The sequence below is a fragment of the Thiorhodospira sibirica ATCC 700588 genome, assembly GCF_000227725.2.
In the GTDB taxonomy this organism is placed as follows: domain Bacteria; phylum Pseudomonadota; class Gammaproteobacteria; order Ectothiorhodospirales; family Ectothiorhodospiraceae; genus Thiorhodospira; species Thiorhodospira sibirica.
Genome location: NZ_MU255056.1, coordinates 86,796 through 101,240, shown reverse-complemented (window position 1 = coordinate 101,240; position 14,445 = coordinate 86,796). Strand labels below are relative to the sequence as shown.

At 53.3% G+C, this 14,445-nt stretch carries 10 protein-coding genes, 1 pseudogene and 1 riboswitch; of the genes and pseudogenes, 2 read left to right on the top strand and 9 right to left on the bottom strand.

What is annotated here, in order from left to right:
- On the top strand, positions 1-628 hold a 628-nt coding region (locus THISIDRAFT_RS00640; protein WP_221913924.1), incomplete at its 5' end, for an E3 ubiquitin ligase family protein.
- A gap of 62 nt (positions 629-690) precedes the next feature.
- Here THISIDRAFT_RS00640 and THISIDRAFT_RS15015 read toward each other — a convergent pair.
- The 7 genes and pseudogenes from THISIDRAFT_RS15015 to THISIDRAFT_RS15220 all read right to left on the bottom strand — a co-directional run.
- A complete protein-coding gene (locus THISIDRAFT_RS15015) occupies positions 691-1,434 on the bottom strand; it encodes a type II secretion system protein GspG (protein WP_269468765.1) in 744 nt (247 codons plus the stop codon).
- A 257-nt stretch (positions 1,435-1,691) separates the two neighbouring features.
- A complete protein-coding gene (locus THISIDRAFT_RS15090; protein ID WP_006787249.1) occupies positions 1,692-2,339 on the bottom strand; it encodes a type II secretion system protein GspG in 648 nt (215 codons plus the stop codon).
- Positions 2,340-2,385: 46 nt separating this feature from the next.
- Positions 2,386-3,702, bottom strand: a complete 1,317-nt coding sequence (locus THISIDRAFT_RS00625) for an Lcl domain-containing protein (RefSeq protein WP_050984874.1) — start codon at positions 3,700-3,702, stop codon at positions 2,386-2,388.
- On the bottom strand, positions 3,699-4,313 hold the full coding sequence (locus tag THISIDRAFT_RS00620) for a hypothetical protein (RefSeq protein WP_006787247.1): 615 nt from the start codon (positions 4,311-4,313) through the stop codon (positions 3,699-3,701). The genes THISIDRAFT_RS00625 and THISIDRAFT_RS00620 overlap by 4 nt, the downstream gene beginning before the upstream one ends.
- 604 nt (positions 4,314-4,917) lie before the next feature.
- A complete protein-coding gene (locus THISIDRAFT_RS00615) occupies positions 4,918-5,925 on the bottom strand; it encodes an antA/AntB antirepressor family protein (protein WP_006787246.1) in 1,008 nt (335 codons plus the stop codon).
- Between the two features lie 772 nt (positions 5,926-6,697).
- Positions 6,698-8,023, bottom strand: a complete 1,326-nt coding sequence (locus THISIDRAFT_RS00610) for a hypothetical protein (RefSeq protein ID WP_006787245.1) — start codon at positions 8,021-8,023, stop codon at positions 6,698-6,700.
- A 478-nt stretch (positions 8,024-8,501) separates the two neighbouring features.
- Positions 8,502-8,721, bottom strand: a pseudogene (locus THISIDRAFT_RS15220) (transposase); the annotation flags it as partial.
- Between the two features lie 316 nt (positions 8,722-9,037).
- Positions 9,038-9,256, bottom strand: a riboswitch (cobalamin riboswitch).
- Positions 9,257-9,652: 396 nt separating this feature from the next.
- Between THISIDRAFT_RS15220 and hcp the strand changes: the two are divergent.
- The gene (gene hcp / locus THISIDRAFT_RS00600; protein WP_040852082.1) at positions 9,653-10,951 is read left to right on the top strand and encodes a hydroxylamine reductase; all 1,299 of its coding nucleotides are present in this window, start codon (positions 9,653-9,655) and stop codon (positions 10,949-10,951) included.
- On the opposite strand, the gene THISIDRAFT_RS00595 is transcribed toward hcp, so the two are convergent.
- Both THISIDRAFT_RS00595 and cysS read right to left on the bottom strand, forming a co-directional pair.
- Positions 10,948-12,900 (bottom strand): PIG-L family deacetylase, encoded by a 1,953-nt coding sequence (locus tag THISIDRAFT_RS00595; protein ID WP_006787242.1) that lies wholly within the window; start codon positions 12,898-12,900, stop codon positions 10,948-10,950. The two genes, hcp and THISIDRAFT_RS00595, sit on opposite strands and share 4 nt — an antisense overlap.
- Positions 12,901-12,970: 70 nt before the next feature.
- Positions 12,971-14,371 (bottom strand): cysteine--tRNA ligase, encoded by a 1,401-nt coding sequence (gene cysS / locus THISIDRAFT_RS00590; RefSeq protein WP_006787241.1) that lies wholly within the window; start codon positions 14,369-14,371, stop codon positions 12,971-12,973.
- Positions 14,372-14,445: the final 74 nt, after the last annotated feature.

Genomic DNA, 14,445 nt, shown 5'->3' with positions numbered 1-14,445 from the left:
CTGGAAATCGGTAGATAAAGGACGCAGCGAAGACCTGTTTTATTTGCAAGATGACACCGGCGTGTGCGTGATAGACCCACACAAAGCCACCATCTTTGCACACCATCAAGATCGCTGGAGTGGCTCCAGCCGCTGGCCTGAATTTGGGCCACAGGCGCGCACCTTTCTGGATCTGGGGAGCTATCGCTACACCGAACGCCGCCTGGAAAGCGGTGACAGCCTCTATGCCATCGGCTACTTTCGCACCCACGGCTATGATGATCAGCACGCGCTGCAAGACGAGATCACCAGCCTCCTGCGTGCCTGGAAAAAAGACCCGGAAAAAATGGCCAGTTTTGGCCTGTCACCCCGCGGGCCGATTGATTTAAATGCCTGGGAAGCCGTGCGCGCCGCCGCCGCACAGGAAGCCTTAATGCTTCGCGCCCAACGCACCACCCTGCCCGCCGTCCACCTCCTCTCACGCGGCCCCGACCGCAGCCGTCCCTTTATCTTATCGGCAGACGCCGAACCGGAAAAACGTATCATTGGCCATTACTTGCGTTGGGCCATCCTCGCAGCCCTGGGCATGGCCAGTTTTGGCACCTTAAGCTTAGCGATGCTGGTAATGTTGGTTTGGAATTTAGCCTAAACGCATTCCTTAATGCTGCTACATATACCAGCTGTAATCGAGCGCAACGGAGTTTTTAGCCATTATTGACCCATACGTCTAAGGTTCCTTTGTGCTGGGATATGACCTTGCTCGGCTGCCAAGCTAAACCACCATAAGGCTTCGTCATTATCTTGCGGAACACCTCGACCTCGGCGGTACATCATACCAAGATTATTTTGCGCTAATGCATCACCCTGCTCAGCCGCTAAACGAAACCACCGTACTGCCTCGGCATCGTCTTGGATAACCCCGCGACCTTCTTCATATAAGGAACCTAGAATAGATTGCGCCTGCGCATTCCCCTGCTCAGCAGCCATATGCCACCAATAAATGGCTTCGGCATGGTCTTGGGAAACATCATGACCGTTTGCATAATCAAAACCCATGTTAAGTTGCATCTCTGCATTAGCCATCTGCCAAGCTCTGATAGGCGATCCATCTGGGGTAGCGGTAAAGATATCAAACGGCGCACCCCATTGACCGGGTATTGCATACTGATACGGATTACCCCAAGGGTCAATCAGGTCTTTTACTTTTTTCACATAAGGCCCTTTCCAGTTGGATGCACCATGGGGACTCGCTAACAAAGCTTGTAAAGCTTGATCGCGCTCAGGATAATCTCCTACATCAATGCGATAGTCATGCATCGCTGTAACCAGTGCCTGAATATCGCGTTCAGCTCTATCGGTGCGTGAGGAACAGCCTGATAACGCTATCAGTAGAGAAGTTAATAGCACACAGAAAATCAGTTGTTTAATTATGCTGTATGTAATGCGATGCATCATTTTCTGCTCTGTATAGAATGTACATAATATAGTTTTCAGACCTTCAATAGCTCTTCGTTTCTGCCTTAATTAAACATGTGCGCAGGGACAGCTTACAAATTCCTACTCTCAGCTACAACCTTCCTTTAAAGCTACCTGTGACAAAAAATAGCGCGCCAGGGCATTGGAGAATACCAGCGAATTGATGCTGGGGTGACGACATAAACCAAATCTCGCGAGGTGTGAGCCGCGCTGCTTTGGGTTTTCTGTTCCGTTGGTTAATCTACGCCAAGCCGAATAAGCGCTTGACGGGCGGATTCATGACTTTGTTCGGCAGCCAGGCGATACCAGCGCACAGCCTCAGTAGCATCTTGAGATACACCACGCCCCTTTTCGTATGAAAACCCTAGAATAGATTGTGCCCGTGCATTTCCCTGCTCAGCAGCCATACGCCACCAGTAAACCGCTTCGGCATAATCCTGGGCAACGTTTCGCCCATTTGCAAAACGCAACCCTAGGTTGATTTGTACCTCTGTATCGCCCAACCGCCAAGCCCTAATAAGTGGACCAGTCGGGTCTGTCGGGTCTACAGTAAGAATATCAAAAGGTGCGCCCCACCGACTGGGTATTATGTATTGATATGGATTACCCCAAGGGTCTATCAGGTCTTTTGGCTTGCCGACATAAGGCCCTTTCCAGTTGCGCACACCCGGCGGTCTTGCCAGCAAGGCTTGCAAACCCTGATTACGTTCAGGATAGACACCGACATCCAGGCGATAGGCATGCATCGCTGCAACCAGCGCTTGAATATCGCGCTCAGCTTTGTCGGTGCGTGAGGACAAACAGCCTGATAACACCATCACTATAGAGCTCAATAAAACACAAAAAATCAGCTTCTTAAATATGCTATATGTAACGCATTGCATCAACTTCTGCTCTTAGTATTATGTCCATAATATGACTTTCAACCTTTCAGGGGGTTCTGACTAAACGAATGTGTGCGGGGATCGCTTGCAAATCCCAGTGATCGCGTCCGCTATTGAAATCAATACCCCAGCTATAATCATCCTTTAAAGCCGTCTGTGACCAGAAATAGCTCGCCGGGGCATTGGGAAAGGCCAGGGGATTGATGCTGGGGCCACCGGCATACAGACCAAAGCTTGCACAGTGCATACCGCGCTGTGGTGGGTTATCCGGTGTGTTATTACAATACACGATGCTTTTCAGTTCAGTCACGGTAGGTAAGCGCCAATCACCTTCCTGGGATCGCCGATTGACGGCTCTGACCACATTTGCGGTGGCCGCCCAAGGCACCCGTTCCGCCTCACCCGCACAACTGAAGCCATTCCAGCTTTGCCCAATGGCGCAACGCATCCATTGCAGATTCGTGCGCGTATCAATCACAGTACCATGACCCGCATCGGTAAAATCTTCCATGGAATAGACCTGCATGTTTAGCTTCGTTATCAAGCCATCGGGAATCACGGCATCATCATGCGCCAATAATTGCATCAAGCGGGGTACACTCAGGATACTGGCGTAGCGCTCTGCCAAAGTAACGCGCCGATTGCCCAGGATGTTTAATTGCTCCAGTGCTGCAAAATCCATAAAAGGTATGTCTTTTAATGTATTATGGCTGAGGTCCAGACGAATCAGGGAGGCTGCGGGTAGGTGTTGCGGACTGATGGATGCAAGACCGGTATTGGACAGATTCAATTCCCGCAGCCGATTAAGCTGCCCAATGCCTAAATCATCCAGCGCTCCCAGATCAGGATTATCTGCAAGATTCAGTCTGACCAGGTTAAGTGCGGTGAGGGCGCCTAAATGAGCAGGCTGCAAACCCGTCTGCGATAAATTTAATTCAGACAAACGGGGCAGATGCGCCCATAGCTCCGCCAGTGAGGCATCTTCTACAAATAGCGGGTTATTGGATAGATTCAGGACTTCAAGCTCATGCAACTCGCTTAATATGGCAACAAGCCCCTGTGCCGATAACCGTGTATTGGAAAGATCCAGTTTACGAAGGTTTTTGAAGCGGGCAAGCCAGGCGGGTGCTTCGTACAGTGGTCGGTTGGAAAAATCCAGCAGCTCTGTGTATACCAACAAAGCTGGCGCAATCTCCACCGGCACCACATAGGGCTGTTTTTCATCGGGTAGCGCCATGCGAACCTCATGACGGTGCATAATGGCGATTTCTTCGCGTGTAAAATCAACCGCCCAGGCAGCATTTATGCTGACCCACAGAATAGCCCCAATGATTGACCCGCATATCCCATATTTTTGCATCATGCATTCCACCCTTTAAAAGCCTGTGTACCGGTAATATCAATCAAGTTCATATAATGTTGCTCTTGATGTGAGGCCATCAACAAATAATCCAGCGTAAACAAATCATCAGGCTCCGTATCCAGGCTGACCCGGCGTGAATACAGATCGCCGTGCAAGCGAACGTCAATGCGTTCATCACGCAGGTATTGCAGGGTATCTCTGATACGCTCCTGTTGTGCCTGATCTTCCATCAGCAAACGTAACTGACGCTCTTTGTGTGCCTCATAATTTGCAACACCCAGGACAACCATGGAGGCTTTGTAGTTTGGATGCTGAAAATTACTGCCCTCAATGCATATCCCATGATCACAGGTTTCTAAACGGGTTTTTTGGGCTAGGAACCGAAAATCATGCTGTTTTAATGCCTGCACAACCTCATCCGCAACCACCTTGATAACAACGGCTTGCGCCAGATTAAAAACCAGACCTGCTATAAAACGCACAGGATGAAGGCGTTGAATTTGCAGGTAATTCATATTCAGCGCGGGTGTCACTGATGGAATGAGCGCTCCGCCAAACAGAGCAGCGCTACTGCAGATAAAGCGGCGGCGAGAGAATTTGCGTGTCGTCATGGTGTGTATCACAGCTCCCCCTGCAAAGATAACAGGGTAAACAGTGCCTCCGTAAAATGTAAAAATACCTTTTGAATTATGGCGTTAAATAGACAACATTAAGGTTTGCGCGATGCTCCGTCCTTATTTAGAGGTAAGATGATACAGAAAAATTAGCGGTAATGCGCATGACAGTCTTGCCGTAGCGACTTAATTTAAAGATAGTCTATACCCTGCCTGATGGCTATTGATCTTGCGCAATAATTGGATAGATTTTTATTGAATAGCGAGACACTGACAGCTTCGCCCAGATACTTCAGCACCTGCCATGCAAACGCTTGGCCCACACTCCACAGCCCGCCAGCAAGAAAAAGATCGCCACTCTTCGCAGGGTATACCGCTTTATGTGCCAAACGCTTCCATGACGAAAGATTGAGAACTTGGCTCAACCGCTCTGATTTCATGGCCGCTGTGGACTTCATGCTTGCAGATATATAAGCCAGCGTGGTTGAAACCCTGGAAAACCGTTATCCCGAGCTCAAGGATTTAGCCACCAGGGTTTGGGTCGTGTATCTATCGACGTGTTATCGCGGTTTTTTGTGGTTAAAAAATGACTTTGGGGTGGTTATTGTAGCGGCTGAAAGCTGCCGTCCTGTCCGATGTGCCAGCCTAATTCCTGCAACAGGCAATGGATTCGCATTTTTCCAAGGCATGAGAGGTTTTCCACAGGCAGGTCAAATAAGGCCGCTGAGATTTCCGCCAAGGTGCAGTGCTGGCGTCCCGCAAGCCAGGCGGCGAGGCGCTGGTGCAGTGGATCTGAGGTGAGCTGCAGGCCGGGAGTGCTCAAGCGGTGATTAAGGCGTTTTAGTTGCTGATGAAGGTGGTTTAATTGCTCGGTGAGCGAGGATGAGGATGTTGCAGCGTCATCCGTCAAGCCACTGTGTTCACACAGATCGCGGTAGGCAACCCAACTGGCGGCGGTGTTTTCGATGATACACAGCGCTTTGGCCATGTCGATGCTGATTTGATATTCCTGTAAAGGTCGCCCACCACGGGGATGATCGCAAGGCTGTGAATAACTCACAAAGTCTTGCGCTTCGATAAAGGGGTAGCGGCTGAGGCGTTGTTTGATCCAGTCGCTGTAGTGGCGTTTGTTGCCCAGGACGTGGTGCAGGGTGCGGGCATCCAGCGTGTCTTGGACGCACTGCCCCAAGCGTTGCTGTCGCAATACCACCCAGGTGCTGGGTAGTGGCTTGGGTGCTGGCTGCACCTGATCTTTGAGGCGGAAATATACCGTCACCAGTTGACGCTGTATTTCCCAGGCCAGATCGTCCGTAAAGGATTTCACCAATAACAGGTAGCCGAATTCATTGACGAGGATGACATCGCTTTTACGCGCTTTAGGGATGGCATCCGGTGAGTGCGTCCGAATTTCGGACGCACTGACTTTAAACCAGTCCACGCCTTCACGCAGGCGACCCTTGTTGTCATTAAAGCGCTTGCGGGCCGTCCCTTTAGGACGCTGATGGATCTGATCCATCATGGCCAGGGTTAAGACCGGTTGCGCCTGATACAGGATGGGCTGAACGGGTGTACCAGCAATGTGAACAAGAGGTAGGGAATGTGCCGTCATGATGTTTGCCTCTCAATGAGGTTGACCGCACTCGGCTGAGGGCGGCCGGGATGTTCAGAACCGTCATACTTCGGCTTGCCTGATTTCCCTTGCGGGTTTTGTATTCGGCAACATCCCAGCCATCAGGCAGGAATAAAGGCACACTTTGGGCAGGTGCGCGCACAAAAAAACCACGACTGACGGGCGTGGGGATATTCCGAGTATGAAGGAGTTCTGACGCTGCTCCTAAAAACCTAAACAAAGTTGCTTATGCGATTTTTAGGCACTTCGCTCTCCGTTGATAACACCCTTGCGGGCGAGCAACTGGAGTCCTGGTTGAGCAGTCCCAACCGAATGGCCGGTCAACACCGGCAACATGGGCGGTTTCAGCCGTCGAAACCCAGCTTGCGCCATAAAAGTGGCCTCGGCGTTCATCCTGAACAGAGAACAACTTTGCGATTCGACTTCGACCCCGACCATAGAACGCGAAACCTTCGCGTTTGTAGATAACCTATCTACAATGGAGAATTCTGATAAACAATGAAGAAAAAATCAAGAACTGTTTTTTGCTCCTATGGCGCAAAGTAGCGGTTTTCCCCTGCGCTGTCAACGAGGATGCTTATCTACGCTTACCACCTATCAGTTATTTGCGGGCATAAAAATCAGGTAACGGGATGTTGTTTTAAAGGCAGCGCTTCAGATGGCGCAGAGCGCGTTTAAACCAGGAAGCCAGACTGCGGGAGGCTTTTCTGAAGGTCCAATGCTGGGGGTCGCGTTGGGTCTGGACTTTTTTTCAAGGGGTGTTGGCGAGGCGAGTGCTGCGGCGAGCCCCGCACGCACCCAAGGCCACATTGAGTTGTAGCAAGAAGCTTAGATTGCGACCCTCATGATGCTCATGCGCATGGCCATGGTCGTGATCATGGTGATGATCGTCAAAAGCAAAGTCGTCATAGCTTAATTGCGCACGAATAAACACGGGTTCGGCGGGGCGAAACGTTAATTGCGCGGCATAACGATAAGAGGTATCAAACGCTTGTATGGCGGTTGGATGAAAGTCCAGTACACGATTTTTCAGACCAAGCGCCTCAGCGCGCAGCCCCAATTCCCAACGTGGCCTGAATCCATACACCGTTTCCAAATACATACCATCCTGCTGTTCTGTGTATCGATCACGTTTAACCCAATATTGATGTCCTCCATGTATACGCTCTAGATGCTCGTCTACATTGCGTTCAACCAAAAAATACTCACCAGCAATACGCCAGTCGCCATGCCCATAACCCCGTCCGGCATAATAGCGATAAACTGCATCTACACCGGTAAAAAAGGCATTGCCGGTTACGGCGTGTGCGTGGTTGCCATGATCCTCAATGCGTCCATAGTCACGCACATACCCGGCCGAGACACCGGTTTGCAATGCGTGATAGTCGCCCAAGTCAGGCCCTAGCTTGGCAAAGGCAGTAAATAGACGAGGCCCATCCTTGAGATTGATGGGTAAGCCATCGTCCAGGCGTGCGATCCCCTCATCTTCTTGTCCTTGGAAGACCTCAATACCCAGCTGCGTATACCATGCTGTAGCCGGTACATAGCTCGCCTGCAAACCCGTATCGAGCAGGCCGTGATGGCCAAATAGATACTCATTGACCAAAGGACGCTGCACAAAATGCCAATCATGTCCGTGGTGGCTGTTGACATATCCAATATCAGAAAGAAATTTACCACCCTTGAGCTGGAAACCTGCCGGCAGGCTCAAGGTGCGTATATAGGCTTCCTCAACCTCGATATGGTTGGCATCAAAACCAAGCATGACCGCGCCGTCTAGCAAATCTCCCAGGCGTGCCTCAAAGGCAAGCTCGGAATGCCCCAGATTGAATCCGCTATCAAGGCCGTGATCGTGGTCATGGTGGTGACCGTGGTCGTGATGGTGGTCATGGCCAAATCCGGCGGGTTCGGTATTTCCTTTGCTTAAACGTTCGTGGTAAATGCCTTCTAAAATGATGGAGAGCTGCACGTCTAAGGGTGAGTCGGCAAAGGCTTTGGGAGCGCCTACGCAAAATGCCAAAGCGGTGATGATGGCAAGCCTAGATGGTCGCAGTTTGCCGTGTGGCGTGTTGGTCATATTCGATTGATCCTCACGATTAGGGTTTGCAGGTGTATCCAGGTCATCAGTTCCTCCGCGAGAAACCCCGGCCGCAAGGCGCGGGGAGGGATAGCGGCTACGCCTCGCAGCCGCCAAAGGCAGTATAAAGGTTATGTTATAGTATAACTATATTTTTTCTGTGCCAAGATTGGCGAAAAGTGCTTAACCAGGCAACAACGTCGGCCTCTAGATCAAACAGCCAGTCAGTGAGATTAGTACCGCCTCAAACAGATGTCTGCCCGCCGTTCACATAAAACCGTTCGGATTATTCAAAGCATGCATAGGGATATGAATCTGGACGCTCAGGCCTCTTTGCAGTGGCTGAGGGCTTGGTTGTCTTTTGCTTTGGAGTAGCCGCGCTGTGTAGCAGTTCGCGCATGATGGCGCTCTCAATCATGGCCCACTCAGGATTGCCATCGGTGGCCAGACGCCCAAATACCCGCTGCCAAACACCGTTGCGCTCCCAACGTGCAAAACGGATACGCACAGCGCGAGAATCGCCAAAGCACTGAGGCAGATTGCGCCACGGGATACCGGCGCGATACCGATAAATCACCGCCTCAACAAATAAGCGGTTATCACGGGCGGTAACGCCCACATGACCGGGGCGACCAGGCAACAACGTCTTGAATACGCGCCCATTGCGCATCACTGAGGGCATAGAGCCGTTGGGTCATGGCTGAATGACTCCTTGATTCGACGGGCACTGGGCAAGCAGCCGTACACAGCTGAAGGCGTTATAAACACACAGCGGGGCAAAACCAGAAAACATAGACAGACTCCGTTGGCACTTGTAAAGACAAATGAAAACAGCGTCTGCTAGGCGCAAGACAAATACCCAAAAGCACACCGTACAGGCAAAACGCCCGCAGGATCACGCTTCAAGGCATCAAAGGAAGGAGATAAAAAACACCCCAACGGACTCCACGCATAGCAACGCACAAGGCGTCACCCAAACGGTAGCCCGCACCCCTGAAACACCCCGTTCAAAGGTAGGTGACGCAGTTGACGGCAGGTCTCCTGGCTTGCGTGTCATCGCCTGTGTACTCCGCCTTCCCAGTCAGTCACATCGACCAGTGGCATATCGTGAGTACCGGCTCATCGCTTACAGTTGCGGGGGCAGCCACGGTTTGCGTGCTGGCTTTTTACAACACCAACACACCGTGTTCCCTTTTGATCCCACGAAGGGGAACCGTCAGGGGCGGATAATACGCTATGGATCGCGGTCATTCAACCCGAAATTTACCGTAATCCATGTCTGATTTCAGTGAGATTACAACAATGACAGTAAAGCACTGAGATTGTGTTTCTGTAAAAAGGTCAAGCTCAAACTCATCGGCGGCTTGTGTGCCATTGCTGGAAAAAGCCGCCACCCGGCGCGGGTGGTTATGTAATCGTCGAGTTCACAGATGTGTGCATTTGAGGTCTTGCAAGCCTGTTAAAGCCGCTGCCGTCTGGGTGGACTACAGGCTTTAAAGCAGGCGCGTAGGAAGGTTTGCAAAGATTGTACTTGTTTTTTGCATCAAAACAGGATAAAGTTTGTCCTGTTTATCTTTTCAACGCGTTTAGACCAGCCACCGACTTCAAAGAGGCAGCGACATGAGCCAGATGTATTGCGATCAATGCGAACAGACCAAAGGCGGGATTGCCTGTACCGACCGCGGCGTGTGCGGCAAAGATGCGGATGTGGAGTCTTTGCAGAAAATTCTGCTCTACGGTTTAAAAGGGATGGCGGCGTATAAGCACCATGCGCGCCGTCTTGGCAAGACTGACCCGCAGGTGGAGGCCTTTATTGAAGAGGCGCTGTTTGCCACCATGACCAATGTCAACTTTGACATGGAATCTCTGCTGGAGATGGTGCTGGAATGCGGGCGCATGAATCTCAAGACCATGCAATTGCTGGATGAAGGGCATAACGAACTGTTCGGAACGCCAAGCCCTGCTACGGTGAAGGAAGGCATTCAGGAAGGTCCGGGGATTTTGATCACCGGGCACGATCTGCTGGATTTGCGTGATCTGCTGGAGCAGACCAAAGAGACCGGCATCAAGGTTTACACGCACGGCGAGATGCTGCCTGCACACGCCTACGCCAAGCTGCGCGCCTATCCGCATCTGGCCGGGCATTATGGCGGTGCCTGGCAAAAGCAGCGGCGGGAATTTGAAGAGTTTGGCGGCCCAGTCATCGCCACCACTAACTGCGTGCTGATTCCGGGAACGCAGACCCATTATGGCGACCGGCTGTATACTATGCGCGCCTCGGCGGTGCCCGGTTCCAAAGTGATTCACAACAGTGATTTCAGCGAGGTCATCGCGCAGGCCAAGGCCATCGGCCCATTGAGCCCAACGCCCTTGAAAGAGTCCGTGGTTGGCTTCCATCATGGGGCGATTTTAGGCGTTGCCGACAAAGTGGTTGAGGCGGTGCAAAGCGGCCAGATCAAGCATTTCTTCCTGATCGGCGGCTGTGATGGCGCTGAAGTGGGGCGCAATTATTACGCAGATTTTGCCCGTGCTACGCCAGAGGAGTCGGTGATTCTGACCCTGGGCTGTGGCAAGTTCCGCATCCGTGATCATGACTACGGCACCGTCGCCGGGTTGCCGCGCCTGCTGGATATGGGCCAATGCAATGATGCCTATGGCGCGATTCAGGTGGCGGTGGCTTTGTCCAAGGCCTTTAATTGTGGCGTAAATGATTTACCGCTGACGCTGGTATTGAGCTGGTTTGAGCAAAAAGCGGTGGCGGTGTTGCTGACCCTGCTGGCGCTGGATGTCAAGGGCGTCCGTATTGGCCCACGTCTGCCGGCCTTTGTGACCCCGAATGTCCTGGCGCTGTTGCAACAACGCTATGATCTGCAAGCCATTGGCAGCGACGCACCCAATGATGTTCAGGTCATTATCCAGGCGGCTTAACTCGCGCTGCTATACCTAACGTGGCCGTGTTCAACGCCACGCACCTCGGCAAAGGCCTCGGCAAAGCCTTTGCCGTCTGCCAGATGCATCGCCCGATAGCGCGCCAGCGCCTGAGCCATCTCCAGATAGTTCATATAACGCAAGGGTAAGGCATAGGCTGCCATGGCCGCCTGTTTGCGCGGATAGACGGCGCTGATATCGACCAGATAATTGGCCGTGAGCGGCGTCCATATTTCATAAAAAAACAGCCGTATTGCCGGGTTATGCACAGTACAGCAGTGGCGTACCAGATGACTGACCACCGCATGATCACGGTGTGCATCGTGAGGCGGCGGCGCAAATACCCAATCGGGCTGGTATTGCTCGAATTGCTGCGAAATCGCCTGCCGCAAGGCGGGCTCACAGCGCAATTCACCGTCTTTGAATCCCAGAAACACCGATGTCTTGACGCCCAGAATGCCTGCAGCCGACAGCGCCTCTTGCTGACGCACCGCCACCACCTGTCCGTCGCAGTAATCATAAGGGTCGCCTGCCGATCCATCACTGACCCAGACCACGCAGACCTCCATACCAGCGGCCAGCATCAGGCAAATGGTGCCACCACACCCCAGGCTTTCATCATCGGCATGAGGGGCAAAGATCAACACCCGCAGCCCCGGCATAAATGGCAACGGTGCCGGACTGCAAAAAGGCGGGCGGGCGTTGATCTGCGCCTCGACAAGTTCAGCGGCAATGGCGGCGTGTACAACCGGTGCAGGCGAGGGCGGGCTGCCCCGATAAAGGGCCAGATATTGCTGCACGATGTGGGCATCCGTCGGCCACTGACGGGTGCGTAATTGTCCCTGCTGTTGATAGTGATGGCGGATAACCGGCTGGCTTAATAGCGTATCCAGTGCGTATACCAAGGTAGCGACATCGCCGGGGGCAATCAGGCAGGCACCCGTACCAAGCACTTCGGGAACCCCACCCACGGCAGTGCATACCGTCGGCAAGCCTTGGCTAATCGCCTCCAGATTGGCCAGTCCAAAGGATTCGGTCAAGGAGGTGCTGACATAGATATCGGCGGCCGCGTAATAATGCGCCATTTCGTCTGTGACACTAATCTGTACTCGATCTCTCAGATTCAGACCTTGTGCCAAGTCCAGCAGAGGTGTGGCATCGCCTTCCCCTAAAATTACCAGCCGCACATCCGACCGGGCCAGCTGCGCCAAGGCCTGAATAAGAGTGGCAAAATCCTTGAGCGCCACCAGTCGGCCTACCGCAAGTAGAACACAGGCATGCGCCTCCCAGCCTAAATGCTGGCGTGCCAAAGCGCGCTCAAGTATTGGCAAGCGCGGCAACGGGTGCGGGATGCAATGCCAATGTGCAGGCCGTGCGGGCAGGGCCAAATCACGCTGCAACTGTACTAAAGCGGCCTGTGTAGGGGCGATGACCCAATCAAGCTGCGCCAGAATCGAGCGTTCTCTGGCGCGCAGCCAGCGCATGACATGATGCCCCAAGGCAATGCCGTCTTCGTGAAAGGACTGGGTATAGCTGCCAAAGCCGTGCTGGGTGATGCCTACGCGTATCGGCGGACGGCGGCGCGCCAATCGAGACGCCCATAAAAATCCCCAGGCAATAAAGGGATCATGGCAATGCACATGGGTATAGTCTTCACGCCGCGCCACTTTGGCCGCCAGACGCCCCATATTGATGCGTTCATACAACCCCTGCACCAGCGCGTCCGTCTGCGTACCGCGCAGTATTTTTGCCATCCAAGGGACAAGCCCGCGTTGCAGCCCACGCAGCGCTAACTGACTGCGCGGCCCCAGATCTGCCTGAGACAGATAGCGCCAGGACACTCCCTCGGCACGTAGCGCGGCCAGAACGGGTTGCAAACTTTTGCCCAAACCATAGCGTTGGTCACCTGCCCGTTCGCGGGTAACAACCAACAGCTTGATGGCAGGCATTGAACCGTTTAATGGAGACATTACGATGCTGGGCTGGACCTGGCTGCTCCCACAGCGTTTTCAGTGGGGTTTATAGACGGCGCCAGGTGGTGGTGTTGCCGCTGTCTTCGAGGATGATGCCTTGGGTTTTGAGGTGGTCACGGATGCGGTCGGCTTCCGGCCAGTCTTTGTCGGCGCGGGCTTGCAGGCGTTGGGCAATGAGGGTTTCGATCTGGGAAGCGTCGATGGTATCGCTGCCGCTGCCGCTTTGCAGGTAGCTTTGGGGGTCTTGGGTCAGCAGTCCCAGGATGCCGCCGAGTTGGTAGAGCGTGGCGGCCAGGTACTGCGCGTAGGCAGGGTCTTGCGAACGCACGCGGTTGATCTCGTGGGCCAGTTCAAACAATACCGCGAGGGCCTCGGGGGTGTTGAAATCGTCGTCCATGGCGGCGTGAAAGCGTTGCCGGTAGGCCTGGGTCTGATCCTGCTCGCTTTGTGTTGTAGGGGGCTGGCGGTCTAAGCCGCGTAAGGCGGTATACAGGCGTGTCAGGGCGTTGCGGGCCTGTTCCAGCTGCTCATCGCCATAGTTCAATGGGCTTTTGTAATGACTACCAAGAATGAAGTAGCGCACTTCCTCGGCCTGATAACGCGCCAAAATCTCGCGCACGGTGAAGAAGTTGCCCAGGGATTTGGACATTTTTTCTTCATTGACGCGCACAAAGCCGTTGTGCATCCAGTAATTGACATAGGTGCAGTCATGGCTGGCCTCGCTTTGGGCGATTTCATTTTCATGATGCGGGAATTGCAGGTCTTGTCCGCCGCCGTGAATATCAAAATGCTGGCCCAGATAGCTGCCTGACATGGCGGAGCATTCGATATGCCAGCCGGGCCGCCCAAGACCCCACGGGGAATCCCAGCTCGGTTCGCCGGGCTTAGCCCGTTTCCATAAGACAAAATCCAGCGGATCGCGCTTGGCTTCATCGGGTTCAACCCGCGCCCCGGCGCGCAGGTCTTCAAGCTGGCGGCCTGAAAGTTTGCCATAGTCTTTAAAGCTGTTGACGGCGTAATAGATATCTTGGTTGCTGGCCTGATAGGCGTGCCCTTTGGCCAGAAGCTGCTCAATCATGTGCAGGATCGGCTGGATATGCTGGGTGGCGCGAGGCTCGTGCGTCGGCGGCAGGATGTTGAGCGCTTGGGCATCTTCGTGCATCGCGGCGATGAAGCGTTCGGTCAGTTGTTCGATGGGTTCGTGGTTTTGTGCGGCCCGCTGGATGATTTTGTCATCAATATCGGTGATGTTGCGCACATAGGTGACGTTAAACCCCTGTGCCTGCAGATAGCGATAGACCACATCAAACACCACCAAGACCCGGGCATGACCGAGATGGCAGTAGTCATAGACGGTCATGCCGCAGACGTACATGCGCACATGACCGGGGGTCAGCGGAATGAACGGGTCTTTTTTGCGCGTCAGGCTATTGTAAATATGTAGCATAGGGCTTTATTTCGTCAGTTTGCGCGGAAAACATGAAACGCCGGGCACCCGCCCGGCATAAACACCTCGCCGCG

Bases quoted from the DNA above. Each gene is read 5' to 3' on its own strand.
- cysS (WP_006787241.1), bottom strand. From the start codon at position 14,371: ATGCTACATATTTACAATAGCCTGACGCGCAAAAAAGACCCGTTCATT.
- THISIDRAFT_RS15090 (WP_006787249.1), bottom strand. From the start codon at position 2,339: ATGCAATGCGTTACATATAGCATATTTAAGAAGCTGATTTTTTGTGTT.
- THISIDRAFT_RS00625 (WP_050984874.1), bottom strand. From the start codon at position 3,702: ATGATGCAAAAATATGGGATATGCGGGTCAATCATTGGGGCTATTCTG.
- THISIDRAFT_RS15015 (WP_269468765.1), bottom strand. From the start codon at position 1,434: ATGATGCATCGCATTACATACAGCATAATTAAACAACTGATTTTCTGT.
- hcp (WP_040852082.1), top strand. From the start codon at position 9,653: ATGTATTGCGATCAATGCGAACAGACCAAAGGCGGGATTGCCTGTACC.
- THISIDRAFT_RS00610 (WP_006787245.1), bottom strand. From the start codon at position 8,023: ATGACCAACACGCCACACGGCAAACTGCGACCATCTAGGCTTGCCATC.
- THISIDRAFT_RS00620 (WP_006787247.1), bottom strand. From the start codon at position 4,313: ATGACGACACGCAAATTCTCTCGCCGCCGCTTTATCTGCAGTAGCGCT.
- THISIDRAFT_RS00595 (WP_006787242.1), bottom strand. From the start codon at position 12,900: ATGCCTGCCATCAAGCTGTTGGTTGTTACCCGCGAACGGGCAGGTGAC.
- THISIDRAFT_RS00615 (WP_006787246.1), bottom strand. From the start codon at position 5,925: ATGACGGCACATTCCCTACCTCTTGTTCACATTGCTGGTACACCCGTT.